Origin of the sequence: Paractinoplanes hotanensis, from assembly GCF_023717965.1 — a bacterium.
Taxonomy (GTDB): Bacteria; Actinomycetota; Actinomycetes; order Mycobacteriales; family Micromonosporaceae; genus Actinoplanes; species Actinoplanes polyasparticus.
In genome coordinates, this window is sequence record NZ_JAMQOL010000044.1 from 146,850 (window position 1) to 170,073 (window position 23,224).

22 protein-coding genes and 1 riboswitch are annotated in these 23,224 nt (G+C 71.6%); of the genes, 10 read left to right on the forward strand and 12 right to left on the reverse strand.

The annotated features are described in order from the left end of the window. Positions 1–11 precede the first annotated feature (11 nt). The 3 genes from LXN57_RS30860 (at position 12) to LXN57_RS30870 (ending at position 4,928) form a co-directional block, all read left to right on the forward strand. Complete coding sequence (locus LXN57_RS30860; protein ID WP_285904691.1) at positions 12–1,082, forward strand: 3-deoxy-7-phosphoheptulonate synthase; 1,071 nt, start codon at positions 12–14, stop codon at positions 1,080–1,082. Between the two features lie 154 nt (positions 1,083–1,236). Continuing rightward, the gene (locus LXN57_RS30865; protein ID WP_251801689.1) at positions 1,237–3,417 is read left to right on the forward strand and encodes a glycosyltransferase family 39 protein; all 2,181 of its coding nucleotides are present in this window, start codon (positions 1,237–1,239) and stop codon (positions 3,415–3,417) included. A 272-nt stretch (positions 3,418–3,689) separates the two neighbouring features. Next, on the forward strand, positions 3,690–4,928 hold the full coding sequence (locus LXN57_RS30870; protein ID WP_251801690.1) for a bifunctional glycosyltransferase family 2/GtrA family protein: 1,239 nt from the start codon (positions 3,690–3,692) through the stop codon (positions 4,926–4,928). Between the two features lie 413 nt (positions 4,929–5,341). Here the strand turns inward: LXN57_RS30870 and LXN57_RS30875 are convergent, their stop codons facing one another. From LXN57_RS30875 to LXN57_RS30885, 3 genes are all read right to left on the reverse strand, one after another. Further along, positions 5,342–5,653 carry a DUF3040 domain-containing protein gene (locus tag LXN57_RS30875; protein ID WP_251801691.1) on the reverse strand — a complete coding sequence of 104 codons (312 nt, stop codon included), beginning with the start codon at positions 5,651–5,653 and terminating at the stop codon, positions 5,342–5,344. 191 nt (positions 5,654–5,844) lie between these two features. Next, the gene (locus LXN57_RS30880; RefSeq protein ID WP_251801692.1) at positions 5,845–6,942 is read right to left on the reverse strand and encodes a DNA glycosylase AlkZ-like family protein; all 1,098 of its coding nucleotides are present in this window, start codon (positions 6,940–6,942) and stop codon (positions 5,845–5,847) included. 17 nt (positions 6,943–6,959) lie between these two features. After that, positions 6,960–7,568 carry a GNAT family N-acetyltransferase gene (locus tag LXN57_RS30885; RefSeq protein WP_251801693.1) on the reverse strand — a complete coding sequence of 203 codons (609 nt, stop codon included), beginning with the start codon at positions 7,566–7,568 and terminating at the stop codon, positions 6,960–6,962. Positions 7,569–7,778: 210 nt separating this feature from the next. Here LXN57_RS30885 and LXN57_RS30890 point away from each other — a divergent pair, with 210 nt between their 5' ends. Then, positions 7,779–8,417 carry a TetR/AcrR family transcriptional regulator gene (locus LXN57_RS30890; RefSeq protein WP_251801694.1) on the forward strand — a complete coding sequence of 213 codons (639 nt, stop codon included), beginning with the start codon at positions 7,779–7,781 and terminating at the stop codon, positions 8,415–8,417. Between the two features lie 74 nt (positions 8,418–8,491). Here the strand turns inward: LXN57_RS30890 and LXN57_RS30895 are convergent, their stop codons facing one another. Then, the gene (locus tag LXN57_RS30895) at positions 8,492–9,730 is read right to left on the reverse strand and encodes a saccharopine dehydrogenase family protein (protein WP_251801695.1); all 1,239 of its coding nucleotides are present in this window, start codon (positions 9,728–9,730) and stop codon (positions 8,492–8,494) included. A 141-nt stretch (positions 9,731–9,871) separates the two neighbouring features. Continuing rightward, positions 9,872–10,017: riboswitch (cyclic di-AMP (ydaO/yuaA leader) on the forward strand. A gap of 44 nt (positions 10,018–10,061) precedes the next feature. On the opposite strand from LXN57_RS30895, the gene LXN57_RS30900 reads away from it, so the two are divergent. After that, the gene (locus LXN57_RS30900) at positions 10,062–10,553 is read left to right on the forward strand and encodes a LysM peptidoglycan-binding domain-containing protein (protein ID WP_251801696.1); all 492 of its coding nucleotides are present in this window, start codon (positions 10,062–10,064) and stop codon (positions 10,551–10,553) included. Between the two features lie 24 nt (positions 10,554–10,577). Here LXN57_RS30900 and LXN57_RS30905 read toward each other — a convergent pair whose 3' ends face one another. The 3 genes from LXN57_RS30905 to LXN57_RS30915 all read right to left on the reverse strand — a co-directional run bounded on the left by LXN57_RS30905 (position 10,578) and on the right by LXN57_RS30915 (position 13,752). Next, on the reverse strand, positions 10,578–11,291 hold the full coding sequence (locus tag LXN57_RS30905) for an FAD-binding oxidoreductase (protein WP_251801697.1): 714 nt from the start codon (positions 11,289–11,291) through the stop codon (positions 10,578–10,580). Positions 11,292–11,441: 150 nt separating this feature from the next. Beyond that, a complete protein-coding gene (locus tag LXN57_RS30910) occupies positions 11,442–12,446 on the reverse strand; it encodes a zinc-dependent alcohol dehydrogenase (protein ID WP_251801698.1) in 1,005 nt (334 codons plus the stop codon). Positions 12,447–12,519: 73 nt separating this feature from the next. Beyond that, entirely contained in the window at positions 12,520–13,752 is a 1,233-nt protein-coding gene (locus tag LXN57_RS30915) for an MFS transporter (protein WP_251801699.1), read from the reverse strand. Between the two features lie 212 nt (positions 13,753–13,964). Between LXN57_RS30915 and LXN57_RS30920 the strand changes: the two genes are divergently transcribed. After that, the gene (locus LXN57_RS30920; protein WP_251801700.1) at positions 13,965–14,420 is read left to right on the forward strand and encodes an Hsp20/alpha crystallin family protein; all 456 of its coding nucleotides are present in this window, start codon (positions 13,965–13,967) and stop codon (positions 14,418–14,420) included. 87 nt (positions 14,421–14,507) lie between these two features. Then, positions 14,508–16,433 (forward strand): WD40 repeat domain-containing protein, encoded by a 1,926-nt coding sequence (locus tag LXN57_RS30925; protein WP_251801701.1) that lies wholly within the window; start codon positions 14,508–14,510, stop codon positions 16,431–16,433. Here LXN57_RS30925 and LXN57_RS30930 read toward each other — a convergent pair. Next, complete coding sequence (locus LXN57_RS30930) at positions 16,423–17,085, reverse strand: TetR family transcriptional regulator (RefSeq protein ID WP_251801702.1); 663 nt, start codon at positions 17,083–17,085, stop codon at positions 16,423–16,425. The two genes, LXN57_RS30925 and LXN57_RS30930, sit on opposite strands and share 11 nt — an antisense overlap. Positions 17,086–17,175: 90 nt before the next feature. Here LXN57_RS30930 and LXN57_RS30935 point away from each other — a divergent pair, with 90 nt between their 5' ends. From LXN57_RS30935 to LXN57_RS30945, 3 genes are all read left to right on the forward strand, one after another. Further along, a complete protein-coding gene (locus tag LXN57_RS30935) occupies positions 17,176–18,591 on the forward strand; it encodes a DHA2 family efflux MFS transporter permease subunit (RefSeq protein WP_251801703.1) in 1,416 nt (471 codons plus the stop codon). 85 nt (positions 18,592–18,676) lie between these two features. Then, complete coding sequence (locus LXN57_RS30940; protein WP_251801704.1) at positions 18,677–18,979, forward strand: Rdx family protein; 303 nt, start codon at positions 18,677–18,679, stop codon at positions 18,977–18,979. Beyond that, on the forward strand, positions 18,976–19,332 hold the full coding sequence (locus tag LXN57_RS30945; protein WP_251801705.1) for a hypothetical protein: 357 nt from the start codon (positions 18,976–18,978) through the stop codon (positions 19,330–19,332). The genes LXN57_RS30940 and LXN57_RS30945 overlap by 4 nt, the downstream gene beginning before the upstream one ends. Here the strand turns inward: LXN57_RS30945 and LXN57_RS30950 are convergent. Genes LXN57_RS30950 through LXN57_RS30965 form a run of 4 tightly spaced genes read right to left on the reverse strand, consistent with a single transcriptional unit; the run spans position 19,293 to position 23,180 of the window. Next, positions 19,293–20,033, reverse strand: coding sequence for a DinB family protein (locus LXN57_RS30950; RefSeq protein ID WP_251801706.1), 741 nt, complete (start codon positions 20,031–20,033; stop codon positions 19,293–19,295). The two genes, LXN57_RS30945 and LXN57_RS30950, sit on opposite strands and share 40 nt — an antisense overlap. A 33-nt stretch (positions 20,034–20,066) precedes the next feature. Then, the gene (locus LXN57_RS30955; protein ID WP_251801707.1) at positions 20,067–20,225 is read right to left on the reverse strand and encodes a hypothetical protein; all 159 of its coding nucleotides are present in this window, start codon (positions 20,223–20,225) and stop codon (positions 20,067–20,069) included. A gap of 56 nt (positions 20,226–20,281) precedes the next feature. Continuing rightward, the gene (locus LXN57_RS30960) at positions 20,282–22,450 is read right to left on the reverse strand and encodes an ABC transporter permease (protein WP_251801708.1); all 2,169 of its coding nucleotides are present in this window, start codon (positions 22,448–22,450) and stop codon (positions 20,282–20,284) included. A gap of 4 nt (positions 22,451–22,454) precedes the next feature. Next, positions 22,455–23,180: an ABC transporter ATP-binding protein gene (locus LXN57_RS30965; protein WP_251801741.1), complete on the reverse strand. Its 726-nt coding sequence runs from the start codon at positions 23,178–23,180 to the stop codon at positions 22,455–22,457. Positions 23,181–23,224: the final 44 nt, after the last annotated feature.

Sequence of the window (23,224 nt, forward strand, 5' to 3'; positions counted from 1 at the left end):
GGAGACCCACCGTGACTGCCCCCGAGGTTCAGCGCGTCCGCGACCAGCGCATCGAGAAAGTCGTGCCGCTGATGAGTCCGGCCCTGCTGCACCACGAGCTGCCGCTGACCAGCGAGTTGCACGACACCGTGCTCGACGGCCGGCGCCAGGTCGAAGACGTGCTCAACCACCGAGATCCGCGGCTGCTGGTCGTCGTCGGACCGTGCTCGGTGCACGACCCGGCCGCCGCCGGCGAGTACGCCTCGCTGCTGTCGTCCGCCGCCGAGCGCTTCGCGGACGACCTGCTGATCGTGATGCGGGTCTACTTCGAGAAGCCGCGCTCCACCGTCGGCTGGAAGGGCCTGATCAACGACCCCACGCTGGACGGCGCCGGCGACGTCGGCGCCGGCCTGCGCATCGCCCGCAAGCTGCTGCTCGAGATCGTCGGCCGCGGCCTGCCGACCGCCGTCGAGTTCCTCGATCCGATCACCCCGCAGTACATCGCGGACACCGTGGCCTGGGGTGCGATCGGCGCCCGGACGGTCGAGTCACAGGTCCACCGGCAGCTCGCGTCCGGCCTCTCGATGCCGATCGGTATGAAGAACCGCCCCGACGGCAGCATCGCCACCGCCATCGACGCCATCCAGGCGGCCGAGGTGCCGCACGTCTTCCCCGGCATCGACTACTCGGGCACCCCGGCCATCCTGCACACCGCCGGCAACCCCGACACCCACCTGGTGCTGCGCGGTGGCGGCGGCCGGCCCAACTACAGCGCGGCCGACGTGGCCGGCGCCCTCGACCTGCTGCGCCAGGCCGGCCTGCCGGAGCGGCTCGTGATCGACTGCTCGCACGGCAACAGCGGCAAGGACCACCTGCGCCAGCCCGTGGTCGCCGACGACGTCGCGGGCCAGATGGAAGCCGGTCAGCGCGGCATCAGCGGCGTCATGCTCGAGAGTTTCCTCGTGCCCGGACGGCAGAACCTGGGCGGCGAGCTCACGTACGGGCAGTCCGTGACCGACGCCTGCATGGGCTGGGACCCGACCGTCGAGGTGCTGGAGCGGCTCGCGACCGCCGCGGCCAAGCGGCGCGCTCTGCTCAGCTGAGCCGCGTCCCTTCGACGGCGCCTCCCTTTGACGGCGCCCCCCCCCTTTGACGGCGCCGGATTCACAGCCGGGGCACAGGGTCGGCATAACGGCGGGACAGGGCCGGCGTCGAATGTTGTCGAGGTAAAAGTCCGCTTTTCTGTGGAGAGCCTCGATGACGACGACGTTGCCCGTCCCGCCGCCGGTCGCGCCCGACCGGCCGGCGCCACCGCCGGCCCGGCGCGCGGCCGACCCCGCCTGGGTTCGCCCCGCTCTGCTGGCATTGCTGCTGGTCACCGGCGTGCTCTACATCTGGGGCCTGAACCGGAACGGCTGGGCCAACGCCTTCTACTCGGCCGCCGTGCAGGCCGGCTCGGAGAGCTGGAAGGCGTTCTTCTTCGGCTCGTCCGACGCCGCCAACTCGATCACGGTCGACAAGACGCCGGCCGCGCTGTGGGTGATGGCGCTGTCGGCCCGAATCTTCGGGGTCAACGCCTGGAGCATCCTGGTGCCGCAGGCGCTGATGGGCGTGGCCGGCGTGGGCCTGCTCTTCGCCACAGTGCGCCGCTGGTACGGCCCGGCCGCCGGCCTGATCGCGGGCGCGGTGCTCGCGCTGACCCCGATCGCCGTGCTGATGTTCCGGTTCAACAACCCGGACGCCCTGCTCGTGCTGCTCATGGTGGCGGGCGCCTACGCGACCGTACGGGCCGTCGAGAACGGCTCGACCAAGTGGATCATGTTGGCCGGCGTCTTCGTCGGCTTCGGCTTCCTGGCCAAGATGCTGCAGGCCCTGCTCGTGGTGCCGGCGTTCGCGCTGGCCTACCTGATCGCCGGGCCGCCCAAGCTGGGCAGGCGCATCGGGCAGTTGCTGCTCTCGGGCGTCGCGCTGGTCGTCTCGGCCGGCTGGTACATCGCGATCGTCGAACTGGTGCCCGCCTCGATGCGGCCCTACATCGGCGGCTCACAGAACAACAGCCTCCTCGAGCTCACGCTGGGCTACAACGGACTCGGCCGGCTCAACGGGGACGAGACCGGCAGCGTCGGCGGCGGCGGCACGGGCGGCGGCGGGATGTGGGGCTCGACCGGGCTGACCCGCATGTTCGACTCCTCGCAGGGTGGCCAGATCTCGTGGTTGCTGCCGGCAGCGCTGATCCTGCTGGTGGCCGGGCTGGTCGTCACGGCGCGGCGTGCGCGGACGGACCGGCAGCGGGCCGGGCTCGTGCTGTGGGGTGGCTGGCTGCTGATCACCGGGCTGGTGTTCAGCTTCATGCAGGGCATCTTCCACGCGTACTACACCGTTGCCCTGGCCCCGGCGATCGGCGCCGTGGCCGGCATGGGGGCGGCGCTGCTCTGGCGCAGCCGTTTCCTGGGCCGGGTGACGCTGGCGGTGGCCGTGGCGGTCACCGCGTGGTGGTCGTATCACCTGCTCGCGCGTAGTCCCGACTTCCTGCCGTGGCTGCGGTGGGTGGTGCTCATCGGCGGGCTGGTGGGCGCGGCGGCGCTGCTCGTCACCCTTCGCCTGCCGGCTCGGGTCGCTGCGCTGGCGGCGGGGGTCTCGCTGGCCGCGGTGCTTGCGGGTCCCACCGCGTACGCGGTGCAGACCGCGTCGGAGGCGCACACGGGTTCCATCCCCTCGGCCGGCCCAGCGGTGGCGGGCGGCTTCGGCGGCGGGCCCGGCCGCGGTGGTCGCGGTGGCTTCCCCGGGGGCGGCCAGGGCGGCTTCCCCGGCGGCAACGGCGGCTTCCCTGGCGGCTCGCCCGGCGGCGCCCAGAACGGCGGCGCCCAGAACGGCGGCGCCCAGAACGGCGGCGCCCAGAACGGCGGCGCCCAGAACGGCGGCGCTCAGAACGGCGGCGCTCAGAACGGCGGAGCCGGCAACGGAACCGGGCAAAACGGCGGGACCGGGCAGAACGGCATCGGTGGCACGCAGGGTGGCGGGTTCGGCGGCCGTGGCACCGGTGGTGGCGGCATGGGCGGTTTGCTCGACGCCGCGACGGTCAGCGACGAGATGAAGGCCCTGCTGGAGTCGAACGCCGACCAGTACACCTGGGTGGCGGCCGCAGTCGGTTCCCAGAGCGCGTCGGGCTACCAGTTGGCGACCGGCGACCCGGTGATGGCGGTCGGCGGCTTCAACGGCAGCGACCCCTCCCCCACGCTGACCCAGTTCCAACAGTACGTGGCCGAGGGCAAAATCCACTACTTCATCGGCGGCGGCGGTTTCGGCGGCGGCCGCGGCGACTCGGGCGGCAGCAGCGCCAGCTCCGAGATCGCGACCTGGGTCGCTGAGAACTTCACCGCCCAGACCGTAGGCGCCACCACGGTCTACGACCTGACCCAGCAAACAGGAACCGCCTGACCACCACCCACAGCGCATCCGGGGAGCCGGCCGCCTCATCGGTCGCACACCACCCCATGTGCATCACCGAATCGGCCGGCTTCCCCACGGGAGCCGGCCGATCGCTTCTGCCCCGACCCACTTTCGCCCTCGGACACGCCACCCGAACCTCATGCCGCCGCAAACCGCGTCCCCTCGCAGGTCGAGCCACACCTCCACCGCCCGCCGGGTTTCACAGGTGCGGGACAGGGTGGTCACAAAGCGCGCTTATCCCGCGAGATCACTGTTGGGGCATGAGCCTTTCGACGCAGCCGGCGCACGCCGCGGCCCCGATCCGATTCGACTCCCCGGTGCTCGACGTGGTCGTTCCGGTCTACAACGAAGAGGTCGACCTCGAGCCGTGCGTGCGGCGCCTGCATGCGTACCTGAGCGCCTCGTTCCCCTACCGCTTCCGCATCACGATCGCGGACAACGCCAGCACCGACTCGACGCCCGCGGTGGCCGGCCGGCTCACGTACGACCTACCCGAGGTGGCGTCGGTGCGCCTGACCGAGAAGGGCCGGGGCCGCGCCCTCAAATACGTGTGGACCCAGTCCGACGCGGCCGTGCTGGCCTACATGGACGTGGACCTGTCGACCGACCTGGGCGCGCTGCTCCCGCTGGTGGCGCCCCTGATCAGCGGCCACTCCGACCTGGCCATCGGCTCCCGCCTGGCCCGCGGATCCCGGGTCGTCCGAGGTGCGAAGCGCGAGTTCATCTCACGCGGCTACAACCTGATCCTGCGCGGCGCCCTGGCCGCCCGCTTCACCGACGCCCAGTGCGGTTTCAAGGCGATCCGCTCGGACGTGGCCGCCCGCCTGCTGCCGATGGTCGAGGACACCGGCTGGTTCTTCGACACCGAGATGCTGGTGCTGGCCGAGCGGGCCGGACTGCGCATCCACGAGGTCCCGGTCGACTGGGTGGACGACCCCGACAGCCGGGTCGACATCGTCGCCACCGCCGTGGCCGACCTCAAGGGGATCGTGCGGCTGTTGCGCGCCTTCGGCTCCGGGAGGCTGCCGCTGGCCGCCCTGCGCGACCAGTTGGGCCGCGACCCGCTCCCCATGGCCGGAGTGCCCGCCGGCCTGACCGGCCAGCTGATCCGCTTCGCCGCCGTGGGTGTCGCCAGCACCCTCGCCTACCTGGCTCTCTACGCCGCGCTGAGGCTGGGGCTCGGTCCACAATGGGCGAACTTCGTAGCCCTGCTGCTCACCGCGGTCGCCAACACCGCAGCCAACCGCCGCCTGACCTTCGGCGTACGAGGCAATGCCGGCGCCTGGCGTCACCAGACCCAGGGCCTGATCGTCTTCGGCGTGGGCCTCGCCCTGACCAGCGGAGCCCTGGCGATCCTGGACGCCCTGCACTCGGCCCCGGCCAAGCCGGTGGAACTGGCCGTCCTGGTGACAGCCAACCTACTGGCCACGGCAGTCCGCTTCCTGCTGCTCCGCATCTGGGTCTTCCGCTCACGCCACCCGGCCAAGAACCCGGCCTGAGCCGCACCATCGCGCCGCCGACGTCGAGCACCCCGACCGGGGGACTCGCCATGACCTGGTGCGCCGCGAAGAAGCAGCATCGCGTCGAACGGGCTCCGACCAGGGCCCGGTTACCGCCGAGGTCGCGCCCGCGACCGGGGGCATCCTCGGCACCGGCCCGCAGGAAAGAAGGCCACCGGCACCACGGGAACGGGCCACACCGCTGCCCAGGCACCGCGGACAGCAAAGCTCGCGACACCGCCCGCACCACGCGAACACGACGCCGATGGCCCAGCATCGTGGACGGCGACGCTTGCGGCTGATCACGCCGACCGAGCGACGCGGAGTCTCAGTGGGGCGGCCTCACAGCTCCGGCGGGAGCTGATCGGGCCGGGCCTGCCGCAGGGACGTGCCGATCGGCACGTGGAGCGGCCTCACAGCTCCGGCGGGAGCTGGTCGGGGGTTATGCGGCGGGGGCGGCCGGGTGGGCGGCGGAGGACGGCGGCCGCGACGACCACGGTGGCGAAGAAGGCGGCTGCGGCCGCTGCTATCCACCAGCCGAGGACGCCGAGGATCAGGGCGGCGATCCAGATGACGGCGGCGGTGAGGATCAGGGACAGGGATGGGCGTCTGGGACGCGGGGGCTCCAGGCGGCCGCTGGTCATGCGGGCGCAGAACTCGGGGTCGTCACGGCGGAGCTGGCGCTCGAGCTGCGCCAGGCGTCGGCTGTCTTCCCTGCTCAACATGTCGCCACCTCTGGTCGGGCCGCGGCCACACTCAATCGGACGACATGCCTCCGATCAATGCCATTGTTACTCACACGTTGCCTTCCGGATACCACCAGAATTCCGGGCCGCCCACTGGACGGGACAAACCCGCCCGGCCGTTCCCGACCAGCACCGCCCGATCCCACCTGGTGGACCGGGGAGCGGCGCGGCTATTCGAAGGTGACCGTGGCCTCGGGGACCTCTCGGGCACGGGCCACCTCAGCCGCTTCGTTTTCGATCTGTCTGCGGCGCGGGGCGGAAAGCGAGGCGAACGCCGTGACGGTCAGGGCGACCCGTTTACGGCCGGAGATCTTGGCTCGCCACACGCCCGCGATCTCGCCGTCGAGCAGGAGGGCGCCGGGATTGCCGAGGGTGCGCCAGACTTCTTTCTGCTGCGCGCGGTCGGGCACCAGGAGGTCGCGGTCGCGTGCTTGGAGCAGAGGGTCCATCGGCGGGACGAAACGTGCCCCGGCCTGCGGGGACGCCGACCTCAGAGCCTTGACCGCGCCGGCCGGGAGCCAGGCCCGGCGGCCCTCGACGGTGACCTCGGTCAACTGGTCGGCGGGCCAGACGGACTTCATCTCGGCGGTGGAGCTGCCCAGGTATTTTCCGACCTCGAGCGGGCCGGCCGGGCCCAGGAAGCGCAGGTACGTAAGGATCAACTCGGTGATGCCGACGTTGGCCGCCGGGCGCGGTGGCGCGTCGGGGATCGGGCCCAGCATCGCGTCGCGGCCGCGGGACTGGACCTCGACGCCGCCGGACAGGCCGGCATGCTGCCACACGTTGCCGGCGATGTGCCGGGCACCGCAGCTGCGGCAGTCGTAGGTCAGGGAGCGCGGCACCCGCTTGCTCACCTGGGTGCTCACCTCGCCGCGAGGCATCGACTCGTGCACGACCGCTCGGAACGCTTCGGCGGTGACGCGGAACGCCTCGATGCCGAGCTTCATGCCCTCGGGAATCTGGCCGCTCTTGATGCGCGCCGAGGCGTCGGCGTCGCTGATCGGCCACAGCTGTTTCACCAGGGCGGTCAGGTCGGCCCGGCGATGCCGATGGGGCGCGCCGCGGGCCGCCCAGACGGTGATCAGGCGATTGTCAGCCGTGTCGGCGCTGGTGCGCGCGGACAGCGCGACCTCGGCCGAGCCGGGCGTGTATTCCTGCACGCCGAGATCGAGAACCGGCAGGTCGGCCGGGCGGGCGGAACCGCGCTCGGCCAGGCCCAGCGCGGCCACCCGATAGGCCATTGCTTGCGCACGGTCGACGTTGACCACGGCACCCCCTCGAAGGCTTACGTGCGACGACCGTACCGCCGGGATGCGACATTCTTCTGCCGATCGCGGCGGCTGTCGGCCTGCCCCTCGACCAGTTCCCAGGTGTCCAGCCGGCTCGAACCGTGCGGGCCTTCCTGCAGGATCGGCGCCTCACCGGTGAGCCGGTAGCCGCAGCGCCGGGCCACGGCCGTGCTGCTCACGTTGCGCGGATCTATCCGCAGTAGAAGGCGGCCCAGGTGGAGGCTGTTCTGGGCGTACGCCGAAAGAAGTGACAAGGCGCCCGACGCGAGCCCGCGCCGCCGCTCCCGGACGTCGACCAGATAGCCCAGTTCGGCCTCCTTGAGGCCGAGGTCTACACCGAAGAGCAGGACCTCGCCGACCGGTCGCCCGCTGTCGGCGACGATCGCGAGCTGGATCCGCTGACCACTGACGCGATTCTGATAGCAGCGTTTCAAATAGGCGATCCCGGCCTCGACGTCGAACGGCGACGGCATCGGCGACCACCGGGCGATCTCGGGCTCGTCGAGCATGCGTACCAGGTCATCGAGGTCTTCGGACCGCCATTCGCGCAGGGTTATGCCATCCCCCGTCAGTGTGAGCGGGAAAGGGAGACGGCTTCCGGCCATCACTGAATCCTGCCCGTAAGGACCGGTTCCGGCCAGTAGCGCAGGATATGAAGCCGATGAGTGATTGGTCATGCCCGGAACGTCGGATACCCGCTACCCCGCGCGACGGATCCGCGAGATGATGCCCGCATCCCGCCCGGATCAACCGATCTCTGACCAATGTGGAGGGTGCGCGGATGGGTTGATCCGACTAGTCGTAACGTAGTTGCTGTGGAGGAACAAACCACGGCGGCGACCCGGCGGGGTGAGACCTATGCCGGGCGTTCACGCGAGCAACGAGCCAGCGAGCGGCGGGCTCGGATCTTGGCGTCGGCGGTGCACCTCTTCGGCACCCGCGACTACGAGGATGTCACCGTCGCCGACGTCTGCACCGGCGCCAAGGTGTCCAAACGGTACTTCTACGAACACTTCGACGACCGGGCCGACCTGCTGCTGAAGGTCAACCGCGAGCAGAACGAGTGGCTGCTCCGCGGTGTCGCGGCGTCCGTCCCCGAGAAGCCGGCGACCCTCGCGGAGCTGTTCCGGCCCGCCCTGCACACCCTGGTCACCATGCTGCGCAACCACCCGGAAAGCGCCCGCGTGATCTATGTGAACGCGCCCCGCATGGAGACCCGGCGACGCGGGGTGCTGCGCGAGGACGCCCAGTTCGTCGACGCCGTGCTGAGGCGGGCGGTGGGCACGCCCAAAGACCAGATCGGGTACGACCGGACGCTGCTGGCGCTGGTGGCCGGCCTCAGCGAAGTGCTGATCGACTGGATCTCGCACGACATGGCCGGCGACCCGGAGCACCTGGCCGAGCACCTCACCGGCATCGCCCTGGCCCTCACCGCCACCGCAGCCGACCTCTAGCGCCGACGCGGCCGGGCTCACCGACAAGCAACGGGCGAGCGAAGCCGACAAGCAACAGGCGAGCGAAGCCGACGTCAGAGTTTGCGCGCGGTGATCTCCATTCCGGCCGCCCGCAGGCGGTTGACCAGCGCGTCGCCCAGGGCCGTGGCCGGGGTCAGCACACCGCCCGGCGACGGCGGCAGCGACTCGCGGTCGTGGACCAGCACCAGCGCCGACTCGGCGAGCATGACGGCGGTGGCCGCGTAGCCCGGGTCGCCCTGGGCACGGAAACGTGCCGTGTAGTGGGCGCCGGTCGTCGTGGTGGTGAAGAAGTCGAAGGTGAAGTGGCCGTCACGCTGTGCCTGCGGGCTGGGGCCGCTGCCGGGCTTGGGGAGCACCCGGTCGAGCACGAACCTGGTCGGCGGCAGCATCATCCCGGCGACCAGCGCGCCGAGCCCGAGCTTGAGGCCGTTGGCGATCAGCGGCGAGAGCGGCGACCGGCCGACACTCATGGTCTCGCGGTAGCGGAAGCGCCGGCCGTACCGATGGTTGTGCAGGGCGTTGCTGCGGCGCACGACCCGCGTGTTGTAGGACGCCATCACGAAAGGCGCCAGCGTGCCGCGCAGCGAGGGGTGCACGTCGGAACCGCTGACCGTGGCCATGTCGCCCTGCCGGCCCAGGTCGGGTTCGCTGTCGCGGTCGGGGCTCAGCGAATAGGGGCTGGCAGCTACGCGCCGCAGGCGGCGATCGTTCTTGACCACGTCGAGCTGGTGGCGCAGCGTGTCGATGGTGCCGCCGCTGACCCCGCCCCGCAGGCTGGTCACGACCATGGTGGTGTCGGTGAGCTCCCCCGCGCCGTCCGCCGCCACCTGCTGAGCCAGCACGTGCACGCCGATGTCGGACGGGATCGAGTCGAAGCCGCACGAGTGCACGATCCGGGCCCCGGTCGTGCGGGCCCGGTCGTGGTTGGCGTCGATGCTCTGCCGGGCGAACACGACCTCGCCGGTCAGGTCGACGTAGTCGGCGCCGGCCTCGGCGCAGGCCCGGGTCAGCGCCGCGCCGTATTTCAGGTAGGGCCCCACGGTGCTGATCACGACCTGGGTCGAGGCGGCCAGCCGGGCGAGCGCGCCGGTGTCGGCGGCGTCGGCCACGAGGGTGGGCCAGTCGACGCCGAGTTGGTCGCGCACGGCTGCCAGCTTCGTCTCGGACCGCCCGGCCAGCGCGATCCGGGTGCCCGCCGGGGCGTGCTCGGCGAGGTAGCGGGCGGTCAAGGCGCCGACGAACCCGGAGGCGCCGTAGACGACGATTTCATGGTCCCGAACGCGGTCGCTCATGGTGGTGGATTCTCCATCAGCGCCCCCGAAGCCGCTCGGCGGGTTTAGTCTCGATCCGTTTGCAGTCGTACCCATTTGGCCGATGACCTGCACAGATGTGCGATCGGCCCCGCGGGCGGAACGCCGAGTCCAGCCGCCGCCCGCCGGACACCCAACTCACGGCATGGAACGGGGGACCCAGGTTCCTCGGCGCGCTCGTGCGCGCCTCGGGGTGAAGCCGCCATTTCGCGCGGCCGGGCACCTCAGCCCGAACCCGACAGCTGACCTCGTAGGCGTGGAGGGTCTTTCTGTCATGCCACAAATCCACAAGTCCGGCCCGCTCCGTCGCCTCGTGACGGTTCTCGCCGTGCTCACCGGCGCTCTGGTGGGAGCGCCCGCAACGGCGGCTCAGGCCGACGTCAACTGGGATGCCATCGCCCACTGTGAATCGCGGGGCAACTGGAGCATCAACACCGGCAACGGCTACTACGGCGGCCTCCAGTTCAGCCGCCGCACGTGGCGGGCCTACGGCGGATCGCGCTTCGCGGCCACCGCCGACCGGGCGACCCGCGCCGAGCAGATCCAGATCGCCGAACGGGTGCTGGACGGGCAGGGCATCGGCGCCTGGCCGACCTGCGGACGCAGAGCCCGCACTCCGGCGCCGCAGGCCCAGCTCGCCGCCCAGCCGGCCGGACGCTCCTATGTCGTACGCCCGGGCGACACACTCGCCGTGATCGCCGAGCGAACCGACATCGCCGGCGGCTGGCGCGCCCTCTACCGCCTCAACAGCGGCGCCCTGTCGAGCCCGCACCGGATCTTCCCCGGCCAGCGGCTCCGATTCTGAGCCCGGGCCCGCGCACGGGTTCCGTCAGCACAGGTTGAGGGCGTCGTAGCGGACGCGCGCAGTGGGTACCCGGCAGGATTCCAGGCGGCGGACGATCTCGGCGACCGTCGCGGGCGGGCCGCTGACGTAGAAGTCGTGGTCGGGCCACGGGCCGTGGGCGGTCACCAGGTCGGCCACATCGGCCTTGGCCCGCACGATGGTCAGCCACGGGTGACGCCCGGCGAGCAGGTCCAGCGCCCGGCGGTCATAGAAATCCCGGTCGTCGCGCTCGCCGCGGAAGAGGTGGATCCAGCGCGTCCGGTTGAAGCGGGACAACTCCTCGATCAGCGCCTTGGCCGGAGCCAGCCCTGTTCCCGCCGGGACAAAAACCAGATCACGACGCGAGTACGGATCCAGCGTCAGCGATCCCCGCGGTGCGCCCAGCCGCAGCGTGTCGCCCAGCTTGAGCCGATGGACCAGCGCGGCCGACACGCGAGGATCCGCCGGGCCGATGCGGCCGTCCGGACCCGGAAGAGGGCGGGCCGGTGCGCGCACGTGGAACTCGAGCACCTGGTCGAGACGCGGGGCGTTGGCTATCGAGTACGAGGCCGAGCGCCACGGCAGGTACGGGCACTCGATCGGCACATGCTGGCCGGCCCGGAACGGCAGGGGCTGGAACGTCCGGCATCGGAACACGGCGATGTCGGGGCTGCGGCGGTCGTGCTGCACCACCTCGGCCGGCCACCAGTCGGTCGACACCCCTTGCCCCCCGACGTCGGTTCATGGGAGTTCACGGCCAGCGTCGGCGATCTGCGGGATGCACGGCGGACAACGTGTGCGACAGGTTGCCGGGCTGCGCGAAGCGGGCCGCGAGCTCGACCCGGTCGCCGGCAGCAGGCGCTCCTGGCTTCACCCTCGGGGGTCGATGTGAATCTTGGGTGCTGATCCGCTGCGCCGGCCGGCCAGCACCTCGGCCGCCTGGCCGAGCCCGACCGTCTCGGCGACCAGCGGCCGCGGGTCGACAGCCCCGGAAGCGTACGCCTCGATGGTCGCCGCCAGGCCGCCGGATGCGCTCAGAATGCCCGTCACAGTGACGTCCTTCAGCACGGCCTGACGAGTGTCCACCAGGGACGGTTCGGGGGCGAGGCCGATGCAGACGACCCGCCCGCCGGGCTCGACGCGGTCGAGTGCGAACGCCGGCAGCGACACCGCGTTGGTGGCGTCGATGACCGCGTCGTACGGCACGGCCGGCAGTTCGTCGCGCGTCCAGGCGTGGCCGAAGCCGAGAGAGCGGGCGAACGTCAGCGACTCGGCCGTCGCGCCCAGCAGGTGCACGTCGGCCCCGCCGGCCCGGGCGAACATCGCGGCCAGCAGACCGATCGTGCCCGGCCCCATGACCAGCACCGTCCGGCCCGGCGCGGGCTGGGCCGCCCGGACCGCGCGCAGCGCGTTGCCGCCCGGCTCGACCAGCGCCCCCAGGGTGGCGTCGACCTCGCCCGGCAACGCGAACAGCGCCCTCGCCGGCACCGGCAACTGTTCCGCCAGCGCACCGGGCCAGCCCCGGCGGACCCCGATCTCGTAGCGGTCGGCGCAGAGGTGCTGGCGCCCGTTGGTGCAGCGGGCGCACTTGCCGCAGCCGAGCATGGTGTCGCCGGTGACCCGGCGGCCGAGCCACGACGGGTCGACCCCGGACCCGACCGCCGACACGGTGCCGCTCCACTCATGCCCGATACGCACCGGGTACGAGGCGTCGCCGCTGGCCAGATAGGCCATCTCACCGCCCATGAACTCCATGTCGGTGCCGCAGACGCCGGCCCGTTCCACATCCACGACCACTTCGCCGTCCCCGGCCACCGGCGGTTCGACGTCGACGACCTCGGACCGCCCGGGTCCGGTGATCACGAATGCGCGCATGCCTCACAGTCTGCCGCGCCGGCCGGGCCGGCGACCGTGATGCCGCCAACACCCGGGCGGGTCGGGCAGACGGTCAGGCCGGGCCGGGATCGGGTCGCAACAGAACCGCATCGGGCTGTGGCTCACCGGCCGGCTCGCCCGGGGCTGGTCGCGAACGCCGGCGGGTGGACAGGCGGGGCTCGGCCAGCACGACGAGCAGCGCCAGGACGGTCAGCAGGGCGCCGGCCAGAGCCAGGCTGCGCGGGCCGCTCGTGGTCAGCAGGGCGCTGCCCAGCAGGGCGCCACCGGTGATGCCGACGTTGAAGGACGTGGACGTGCCGGCCGAGGCCATGTCGGTCGCACCCGGTGCGACCTCGAGGACCCGGACGCCCAGGACGGAGGCGGCGCCGGCGAGGGCGAAACCGGCCAGGGCGGTGGCGGCGACCGCGGCCGCCTGACCGGTGCCGAAGACGAACAGGGCGCCCAGGGCCACGGCCTGGATCGCGGTGACGGCCAGCCAGCTCGGCCACCCCCACCGGCTCACGACCAGGCCGGCGGCCAGGACGCCGAGCAGCCCGGCCACACCGCGCAGCAGCAGGATCGGGCCCAGGGCCGTGGGTTCGAAGCCGCTCACCCGGGTCAGGAAGGGGTCGATGTAGGTGAAGGCTACGAACGCCCCGGCCACCATGATCGCGGTGGCCACGACCAGCGTGCGGTAGCGGCCTGCGTCGGGGGACGTGCCGCGGTCGGCATCGCCGGCGCCCGGCGGGGACTCGGGCAGCAGGGCCAGCACCACGACCAGGACGACGACGCCGAGCAGGCCCAGGGCCAGGAACGGCAGGCGCCAGCCGCCCTGCTGGCCCAGCCACGTGCCCAACGGCACGCCGACCAGGGGCGCGGTGGAGCTGCCGGCGAACACCATGGACAGAGCGCGGCCGCGCAGATGCCGGGGGAACAGGCCGGCCGCGGCCGGGGTGACGACCGCCCAGAACACGGACTGGCTGACGGCGACCGCCACCCGGGCCGCCAGCAGGGACGGATAGTTCACGGCCAGGGCCGACAGGGCGGTCGCGACGGCGAAGACGGCCAGGAGCACGACCAGCAGGCGACGGCGCGGCCAGGACGCGGTGAGCCGGGTCAGCGGGATCGTGACGACCACGACGACGAGGCCGTACGCCGTCACCAGCAGGCCGATCGACGACTCGCTGACGCCCAGGTCGGACGCCATCGCGGCGAGCAGGCCGATGGGCAGCGTCTCGACCGTGACGTAGAGGAAAGCGCCGAGCGACAACGCCGCCAGAGCGATCCAGGCCCGCGTACGACTCATGCCCCGACGCTATCGGCCGGGACCGACAAAAATCTTGTCGAAAGGGCTTGGCACTCCCTAGGCAGGAGTGCTAAAAAAATACTTGTCGCTGCTGCTCACCGCGGTGATGAGCCACCTCGGAACGAGCCGCACGACCTCGGCGCATTTGATCTGAGCCGAGCGCCACGTGCACCGCCGGAAAGGCCGGCGGGCCGTCAACAGGAGGTGGATCCGTGGTGCTGACTTTTGATCCGTTCCGTGAGTTCGACCGCCTGGCGGGACAGATGCTAGGCGCCTCCAGCGGTGGCGGCGTCGCCCCGATCGCCATGCCGATCGACCTCTACCGCTCCGGTGACCACTTCGTCCTGCACTGCGACCTCGCGGGCATCGACCCCGGCTCGGTCGACGTGGGCGTCGACGGCCGCACGCTGACGATCCGCGCCGAGCGGTCGCAGCGCACCGACACCGACGTGCAGTGGCTGCGCCGCGAGCGGGCGACCGGCACCTTCGAGCGCCGGCTGGCCCTGGGCGACGGCCTCGACCTCGACAACATCGCCGCCACCTGGCAGGACGGCGTGCTGACGCTGACCATCCCGGTGGCCGAGGCCGCCAAGCCGCGGCGCATCGCCATCACCACGGCCGACCGGCGTGACGAGCGGGTGCTCGAAAGCAACGCAGCAGCGGAGTAACAGCCGGGTAGCGGCTATCAAAGGGTGGCGGGCGTCGATCCGTTCGGCCGATCAACGCCCGCCGCCCGCGCCCGTACGATCCCCGACGTGCCTCATCGGATCACGCGAGCAGCGTTGTCGGCCGCCCTCGTCGCGGGCTCGACCGTGTTCGCCCTGAGCGCCCCCGGCCCGGCCTCGGCCGTCGACCTCAAGGCCGCCCTGCCCATCACCTCGTTCGGCGACATCCTCGTCGACGGCGCGAACAAACGGATCTACATCACCGACCCGGCGGCCGGGAAGGTGATCATCACCGGCTACGCGGGGCAGGTCCTGTCGACCGCCACCGGCCTGACCGGCGTGAGCGGGCTCCTGCTGGCCAAGGATGGTGACGTCTATGCCGCAGTCCCCGGGCTGAAGGCGATCACCGCCTTCAACGAGGTCGGCACCCGGATCGCGACCTACGAGGCGTCCACGGACGTGCGTCCCGTCACGCTCGCCGAGGCCGGCGGCAGACTGTGGTTCGGCGAGGCAGACGGCGGGCTGGGCCGGCTGCAACGCGGCGGCGACGACGAGCCCGACCTGATCCCGGACGTCACCACCACCACGTTCGACGAGGCGCCGGCGCTCTCCTCCGCCGGCACCCTGGTCGCCGCCGTCGACCCCTCGGTCACCACCGCCGACGTCACCGTCTTCGACGCCTCGACCACCACCCCGTCCGCCGTCGTCGCCAAGAGCCTCGGCCGCACGCGGGACCTGGTCTTCAACGCCGACGGCAGCCGCCTGCTGGTGGCCGGCCCGCAGAGCCTCGCCCGCGCGGTGAAGCCGGCCGACCTGACCACGGTCCAGAGCTACAGCGCCGGCGCCGACGGCAACGCCGTGGCCGTCAAGCCGGACGGCACCCTGGCCGTCGGCATCGGCGGCACGGCCGGCAAGGCCGTCTCGGTCTTCGCGCCCGGTTCGGCCACGCCCACCAAGCAGTTCACCGTGCAGGGCGGCGGCACGCTGCAGCCGGGTGGCCTGTCCTGGGAGCCCGGCGGCCCGCGCCTGTTCGGCGTCTCAGGCAGCGGCAGCAGCTACACACTGCAGATCTTCGGTGACCCGTCCAAGCTGGCCACCTCGGTGCAGCTGACCGTGCCGGCCAAGGTGGAACTGGGCAGAACGGCCACGATCACCGGCGTCTTCGGCGCGCCCGTTCCGGCTGGGCTGCCCGTGGTCATCACCCGCAAGGACTCGGCCGGCAGTCGCCGGGTCGGGCCACAGACCGTACCCGCGAACGGTCGCTTCTCGATCAGCGACAAGCCGACCCGCAGCGGCACGGTCAGCTACACGGTCGCGCTGGCCGGCAACGCGGACTACTCCCCGGCCAACGCCACGAAGTCCTTCCAGGTCGGCACGATCAAGGCGACGACGCTGACCCTGGACCGCAACGGCAGCACCTTCGCCGCCGGGTCGACGGTGACCTTCACGGCCAAGCTCGGCGCCACCTCGTCGAACCGCTCGGTTGAGATCTGGGCCGACCCGTACGGCTCCGACCAGCCGAACCGCCTGGTGCGCAAGGCCACCGCGAACAGCAAGGGCGTCGTGACGGCGGCGTTCAAGCTGACCCGCACCACGACCATGTCGGCGATCTTCCGCGGCGACAACTTCACCTCGGCCCGCACCGCCCGGTCGACGGTCGCCACCAAGGTCAGCGTCTCGGTGGCGCTCGACCGGCACTACGGCACCGGCAAACTCGGCTCGGTGTCGTACCACTTCCTGCGGTCGACGGTGGATCCCCGGTTCATCACGAGCATGTCGCCGTACCCGGGCCGGTCGGCCCTCCTCGAGATCCAGTACCACGACGGCAAGCAGTGGCGGCCGTGGAAGTCCGCGTGGTCCAAGCTCACCGACGGCAAGGCCTACAACGGCCTGACCGGCACCCACACGGTCGGGCTCAAATATCGCGTACGGGCGTCCTACGTGTACGGCAAGTCGGGCGACACGGTGAACACCACGACCTACGGCGCCTACAAGTACTTCACCTTCACGAGGTAGGCCGGGCCGACGCCTCGACCCCGTTGATCAGGAGCTCGATGCCGAACGCGTAGTAGCGCTCGACGTCGGGCTCCTCTGCGTAGGTGGCCCCGAACCGCACCATCATCGGGAACTTGTCGGCGGGCAGGCACTCGAGCGCGACCCGCCGCTGCCGCCGCCACTCCCGTCCCTCGGACGCGGGCATCGCCCCCGGCATCTCGGGCTGCGCGTCGACCAGGCCGATCGCGCCGTGCAACAGATAGCTGCCGATCCAGTAGGCCTCGCGCACGTCGAAGCCGGCCTCGGTGAGCAGCGCCAGCGCATCCTCGGTGGCCCGGGTGAAGCTGGCGACCTCGTCCTTGTTCACCGAGTGGAGCAGGTCGGGCAGCGCCGGGTGGCGGCGGCAGACGTCGACCAGCGCCTCGATCATGGCCCGGAGCTGTTTCTGCCACGGGTCACCGGCAGCGCGGTCGGCCCGGACGCCGGACAGCGCGTGGTCGAGGATGCCGAGCAGCAGCTCGTCCTTGTTCTTGAAATGCCAGTACAGGGCCATCGGGGTCACGCCGAGCTCCTGCGCGAGCCGGCGGATCGTCACCGCGTCGAGGCCCTCGTCGTCGCCCAGGCGCAGCGCCGCCTCGGCCACCGTCGCCCTGCTGAGTCTTTCTGCCGCCACTTGACAACCATACAACGTACAGGTCTCATGTACGAGGTACATGTACGGCGTACAGTGACGCCGTACAAGGACGCTGTACAGGGGGCCTCGATGGAGAAGAATCGCAGGTGGTGGGCGCTCGTCGCGGTAGCGCTGGGCACCTTCATGACCTATCTCGACAACAACGTCGTCAACGTGGCGCTGCCCTCGATCCAGCGCGACCTCGGGCTGAGCATCGAGGGCCTGGAGTGGATCGCCAGCTCCTACATCCTGGTCTTCGCGGGCCTGCTGCTGGCCGGCGGCCGCATCGCCGACGTGCTGGGGATGCGCCTCGCGTTCTTCTCCGGCCTGGCGGTCTTCACCGTGGCCTCGGCGGTCGCGGGTCTCGCCTCGAACCAGGAGATGCTGATCGGCGCCCGGGCCGTTCAGGGTGTGGGCGCAGCCCTGCTCACACCGGCCTCGCTGGCTCTCCTGCCGGCGCTGTTCCCCGATCCGCGCGAACGAGGCACCGCGATCGGCATCTGGGGCGGCGTGGGCGCGCTGGCCCTGGCCTTCGGCCCGCTCACCGGCGGGTGGCTCAGCGAGCACGTCTCCTGGGGCTGGATCTTCCTGATCAACGTGCCGATCGGCATCGCCACCGCCGTCCTCGCGGGCCTCAGCATCCCGGCCGGCCGGCGCGGCACGAGCCGGGGTCTCGACCTGCCCGGCCTGGCCGCGTCCTCGATCGCCCTCTTCGCCCTGACGTTCGCGCTGATCGAGGGGGAATCGCGCGGCTGGACGTCGGGCACCATCCTGGCCGGTTTCGCCGTCGCCGTGGCCGGCGCGCTGGCCTTCGTGGTCATCGAGGCCCGCTCGGCCAACCCGATGATCGATCTGAACTTCTTCCGCATGCGGGTCTTCAGCGGTGGCCTGCTGGCGATGGGCCTGTGGGCGTTCGGCGTGTTCGGCATCTACTTCTACACGGCCATCTACATGCAGAACGTGCTCGGCTTCTCGCCCACCGAAGCGGGCGCCGCGTTCGTGCCGATGGCACTGGTCATGGCCGTGCTGGCCACGCTCGCGCCCCGGCTCGAGGCGCGGTTCGGGGCGGCGCGCACGGTGGCGGCGGCGCTCGCGCTGATGGCCGTCTCGGTGGTGGGCATCGCGTCGTACGGCGAAGGAACCACCTATCTCGACCTGCTGCCCTGGTTCGTGGTCTACGGCGTCGGCGGCGGCCTGCTCGTGCCGTTGAACAACGTCGTGGTCGGCGCGCTGCCGCTCAACCGGGCCGGGATCGCCTCGGGCATGCTCAACGTCTCGCGCGAGGTGTTCGGCCTGCTCGGCATCACGATCCTGGGCGCCATCCTGACCAACCGCTCGAACGCGGCCACCGGCACCGAACTGCACCGTTACCTCGTCGGCTACCAGTTCTCGCTGGTGGTGGCGGGGGCGCTGGTCGCGGTGGGCATCCCCATCGCGCTCTGGTCGCTGCGCTCGGTGCGCCCGGCCAAGACCACACCGGACGAGAAGGTGCTCGAGCCGGCCTGAGCACCCGCGACCTGAAGCACCGTTTCGACCCGGCGAACACGTTCCGCATCAATCACAACATCGTCGCGGGGGATACTCGTGAACTGTGACGAGAACACCGCGGTTGGAGATCGAATACTGCACGCAGTGCCGCTGGCTGCTGCGAGCCGCGTGGACGGCGCAGGAACTGCTCACCACGTTCCAGAAGGAGCTGGGAGAGGTCGCCCTGGTACCCGGCACCGGCGGGGTGTTCGACGTCCGCCTCGACGACGAACTGCTCTGGTCCCGCAAAGAGAGCGGCCACCCGGAGCTGACCGAGCTGAAGCGGCTGGTGCGCGACCGGATCGCGCCCGGCCGCTCGCTCGGCCACTCCGACCGCCCCGGCCACTCCGACGCCGCCGCTGGTTGATAGCCACCGACATCCACCACGAGCATGTGCTGCTCGGCTCGATGCCGCACGTGCGCACCGAAGCGGGTGAACCCCGGCTCATCTACTCGTACCAGCACCGGGCGAGCGACTACCTCGCCGCGGCCCTGCCCCTCGGCCTCGAAGTGCGGGCGTGTGCCGAGCCTCGCAACGGGGGCACGGCCGGCAGCCGATTCCCGATCGGGGAGTGGGACACCTGGCCGTGGAGCCTGATCGGGCAGGCGCCCGAGGCCTACCAGGCGGCGTCGGCCACCTCGCCCGTGACGATCATGTGGCACTTCTTCAAAGAGCACGGTCAACGTGAGAAGAGCACGTCCAGGTCGCGCTCGGCATAGAGCCGGTGATGCCACTCTTCATTCAGGACGGTCAACAGGCATTCCCGTACGGGGAAAGCCTGCGGCGGCGGCCAGCCGGCCCCCTCGACCGGCGTCGTGTCGGCCGCCAGCGACTCGTCGGTCAGCTCGTCGATCACCCGGCGCACGGTGGCCATCCGGTTGTGCCGCAGCTCCAGGGCCTCGTCGAGCGACGGCCGCGCCGAACGGTCGCGGGGCACCCCGGGCGTATCCGGCATGCCGTCCCACGGCAGTGACAGCGGATGCCACGGCGCCGGATCGCCCAGGATGGCCCGGTTCACCCACGACTCGGTGGCGAAGGCCAGGTGCCGCAGTGTCTCGATGAACGACCACTCGCCGTCCACCGACACGTGCAACTGATCGGGCGGCAGCGTGCGGGCCCGCTCGACCGTGCCCGCCCACAGCCGCTCGACGATGTCCCACGCCTCGCGGAACCCCGCCGGGTCGGCCGGTCGCATCTTCGGCCGGTCCGGGTCGCGCCGGTCCAGCTCGGCCTCGATCAACGGCGCCACGTCGACGCCGTTGATCACCAGGTTCTCGACCTCGCCGTCGATGCTGACGTTGCCCAGGTAGACGCCCCGCAGCACCGAGTCGAAGAAGTCGGTGTCCCGGAAGACCGAACGGCGCAGGTCGACGTGGCTGAACCGGGATCCGCTCAGGTCCTCGCGATCGAAGTCAGGCATGCTCGAAGGCTAGGCCCTGTTCCGGACGTTCAACTACCGGAACCGGCGCGGTGGCGGCCGATCGGGACGATCATCGGCGTGCTGCCCTGACGGGAACTGCCGCAACGACGCGACGCCGGGGTGACGGTCCGCGATCCGCCGGAGCCCGGCGTGCAGGTCGTCGACCCCGGCGAAGGCCTTGTAGGCCGGCACGGTCTCGATCTCGGCGAGGAGCCAGGCGGGAAGGTTGTCCGCCCGGCCCTTCCCCGCTACTCCTTGGTGCCGGCCGCTCGCACCGGCGGAACTCGCAGCAGGCGGCCCACCGGAAGGATCGTGGTGACCAGGGCCAGCACGATGGTGCCGCCCAGCACGATCACCCAGCCCAGCGGCGGGATGTAGGGCAGGAACGTGCCGGTCAGCGCGTGCACCACGGCGACCAGGGTGGCCCCGGCGATCGCCGCGCCCAGGGTGAGCGCCGTTCCGAGCAGGCCGACCTGCTCCGCGTTGACCATCCGGCGCACCTGGCGACGGGTGACGCCGGCCAGCCGCAGCACCGCAAGCTCGCGGCCCCGGGCCAGCGCGGCCATGACCATCGTGTTGCCGGCGGCCAGGGCCGCGTAGGCGACCATGACGGTGATCAGGAGCTTGTTGAGCCAGGCGCTCACGGCCAGGTCCCGGCTGAGCTGACCGGTGAGCTGGTCGGCGGTGGTAACCGTGCCGAACGCGGCGAGCTGCCGGTCGGCGGCGCCCTGGGTGCGGACGAGCACCTCGTCGTACGTGCCGCCCTGCTGCGGCAGCAGAACGTCGCCGAAGCCGAGGCCGCGGTCGTAGATCGCGACCACCCGCGGCTGGACCGGGGTGCCGTCGGCCAGCCACATGTCGGCCGTGTCGCCGACCTTCCAACTGGACGACGACGCCTGCAGGGCCGAAACGGCGATCGTGCCGTCGGTGAGGCCGGCCAGGCTGCCCTCGCGCACCTTCAGGTCCATCGTGGACGCGAGCTGGGCCGGGTCGACCGCGCGGGCCACGGCCGGCTCGGCGCCGTCGAAGACGCGGACCACCACCGACGTACGCCGGACGCCCGTTGCCGCCTCGACCCCGGGGATCCGCCGCACCTTCGCCACGGCAGCCGGCGTCAGGCCGGTCGGCGCGGTCACCACCCGGTCGGCCAGCATGCCGTCACGGCTCTGGGCCACGGTCTGGCGCTCCAGATTGTCCTGCAGGAACCAGACCGAGCCGCCGAACCCGACCGACAGCACGAGCGCGCTCAGCACCGCCGACATCCCTCGCGCGTTGGCCCGCAGGTTGGCCGCCGCCAGATCGCCCGAGACACCCCACACCGTACGCAGAACCGGCGCCAGCACCCGGGCCGCGAACCCGTTGACCCACGGTGCGAGCAGCGCGACCGCCAGCACGAACAGGTACAGCATGCCGACCGCCGCCGCGAGCGCCGCGGTGCCCGACAGCCCGGCCGCGAAGAACAGCGACATCGTGGCGCCGGCCAGCGTGATCAGACCGAAGGCAAGGCGGATGCGTCCACCCCGGGCCGGCTCCACCGCAGCCTCACCCAGGGCCTCGGCCGGCCGGATGCGGGCGACCCGCCGGGCCGCGATCCGGGCCGACAGCACCGCGACCAACAGGGTCACCACGATGCCGAGGACGGCAGCCGGGGCTGGGTTGGCGATCGGGAAGTCGGCCGGCAGGAAGCCCCGGGTGACCAGTTGGTCGTGCACCCGGTGGGTGGACCAGAGGCCGGCCGGCACGCCGATCACGGCCGAGGCCAGGCCCACCACGACCGCCTCGGCGACCACCAGGCGGCGTACCTGGGCGGGAGTGGCGGCGATGGCCCGCAGCAGGGCCAGGTCGCGACGGCGGTGCCGGACGGACAGGCCGACCGTGCCGGCGACCACGAAGACGATCAACAGCACCACGTAACCGCCGAAGGCGGAGCCGGCCTCGACCAGCAGCGACCGAGCCTCGATCGAGGTGGACCGCTCGGCCCAGCCGCGTTCTTCACCGGCGTACGCCTCGACTCCGGCCTGCTCGGCGAGCTTCTCGATCGCCGCGTGCGCACCGGCCGGCGCCTTGACCGCGATGGCCCCGGCCCGGCCGTCCCGGACGTCCACGGCCTGCACGTCGGTGACGCCGGGCACCGTACGGATCCGGTCGGCCAGATCGGCCGGGACGGTGCCCTCGGGCAGCGGCACCTCACTCGTCGTCGTTTCGCCGTCGAACTCCTTCGTGGACACGGTGATGTGCCGGTGGGCGACCACGACGTCGGCCGCCGCGAACTGCTTCGGCTCGGGCTCGAACTGGAGGCCGGACTGCACGAACACGGCCAGGGACATCAGGATCATCACGCCGCCGGCCAGCGCCACCAGGGTGGCGATCGAGGTGCCGGGACGCTGGCGCAGCAGGCGCATCGCGAGCTTGAACATGGTCTCAGCCCTTCCACCGTGTCGCGAGGACCTCGGCGATCTTCTCGGCGCCGAGCTGGGGCAGGTCGCGCACGATCCGGCCGTCGGCCAGCACGAGCACCCGATCGGCGTAGGAGGCGGCGACCGGGTCGTGGGTCACCATCACCACGGTCTGGCCGAACTCGTCGACCGTCGAACGCAGCAGCGCGAGCACCTCGGCCGCGGTCTGAGTGTCGAGGGCGCCGGTCGGTTCGTCGGCGAAGACCACGTCGGGCCGCACGGCGAGCGCGCGGGCGATGGCGACCCGCTGCTGCTGACCGCCGGAGAGCTGGGCCGGCCGGTGGGTCAGCCGGTCGGCGAGGCCGACCCGCTCGATGACGCTGCCCAGCCAGTGCCGGTCCGGCCGCTCGCCCGAAAGCTTGGACGGCAGCAGGATGTTCTCCTCGACGGTGAGCGCGCCGATCAGGTTGAAGGACTGGAAGACGAAGCCGATGCGGTCGCGCCGCAACTCGGTCAGCTTGGTCTCGGACAGCTTCGACAGTTCGGTGTCGCCGATCCAGACCCGGCCCGACGAGGGGCGGTCGAGGCCGGCGGCGGTCTGCAGCAGCGTGCTCTTGCCGGAGCCGGACGGGCCCATCACCGCGGTGAACGTGCCGCGGGCGAAGGCCGCGTCCACCCCGGCCAGGGCCGCGACCTGCTGCCCGTCGGTGGCGTACGTCCGGGTGAGGCCCTCCACCCGGACCGCGAGCATGTCGTTCATCTCAGCGCCTCTCGTGTCGTTGACTGACACGGCAA

What these genes read in the sequence shown, in the direction of transcription:
- LXN57_RS30865 (WP_251801689.1), top strand. Translation starts at nt 1,237, where the DNA reads ATGACGACGACGTTGCCCGTCCCGCCGCCGGTCGCGCCCGACCGGCCG.
- LXN57_RS30870 (WP_251801690.1), top strand. Translation starts at nt 3,690, where the DNA reads ATGAGCCTTTCGACGCAGCCGGCGCACGCCGCGGCCCCGATCCGATTC.
- LXN57_RS30875 (WP_251801691.1), bottom strand. Translation starts at nt 5,653, where the DNA reads ATGTTGAGCAGGGAAGACAGCCGACGCCTGGCGCAGCTCGAGCGCCAG.
- LXN57_RS30885 (WP_251801693.1), bottom strand. Translation starts at nt 7,568, where the DNA reads ATGGCCGGAAGCCGTCTCCCTTTCCCGCTCACACTGACGGGGGATGGC.
- LXN57_RS30895 (WP_251801695.1), bottom strand. Translation starts at nt 9,730, where the DNA reads ATGAGCGACCGCGTTCGGGACCATGAAATCGTCGTCTACGGCGCCTCC.
- LXN57_RS30910 (WP_251801698.1), bottom strand. Translation starts at nt 12,446, where the DNA reads ATGCGCGCATTCGTGATCACCGGACCCGGGCGGTCCGAGGTCGTCGAC.
- LXN57_RS30915 (WP_251801699.1), bottom strand. Translation starts at nt 13,752, where the DNA reads ATGAGTCGTACGCGGGCCTGGATCGCTCTGGCGGCGTTGTCGCTCGGC.
- LXN57_RS30935 (WP_251801703.1), top strand. Translation starts at nt 17,176, where the DNA reads ATGGAGAAGAATCGCAGGTGGTGGGCGCTCGTCGCGGTAGCGCTGGGC.
- LXN57_RS30950 (WP_251801706.1), bottom strand. Translation starts at nt 20,033, where the DNA reads ATGCCTGACTTCGATCGCGAGGACCTGAGCGGATCCCGGTTCAGCCAC.
- LXN57_RS30960 (WP_251801708.1), bottom strand. Translation starts at nt 22,450, where the DNA reads ATGTTCAAGCTCGCGATGCGCCTGCTGCGCCAGCGTCCCGGCACCTCG.
- LXN57_RS30965 (WP_251801741.1), bottom strand. Translation starts at nt 23,180, where the DNA reads ATGCTCGCGGTCCGGGTGGAGGGCCTCACCCGGACGTACGCCACCGAC.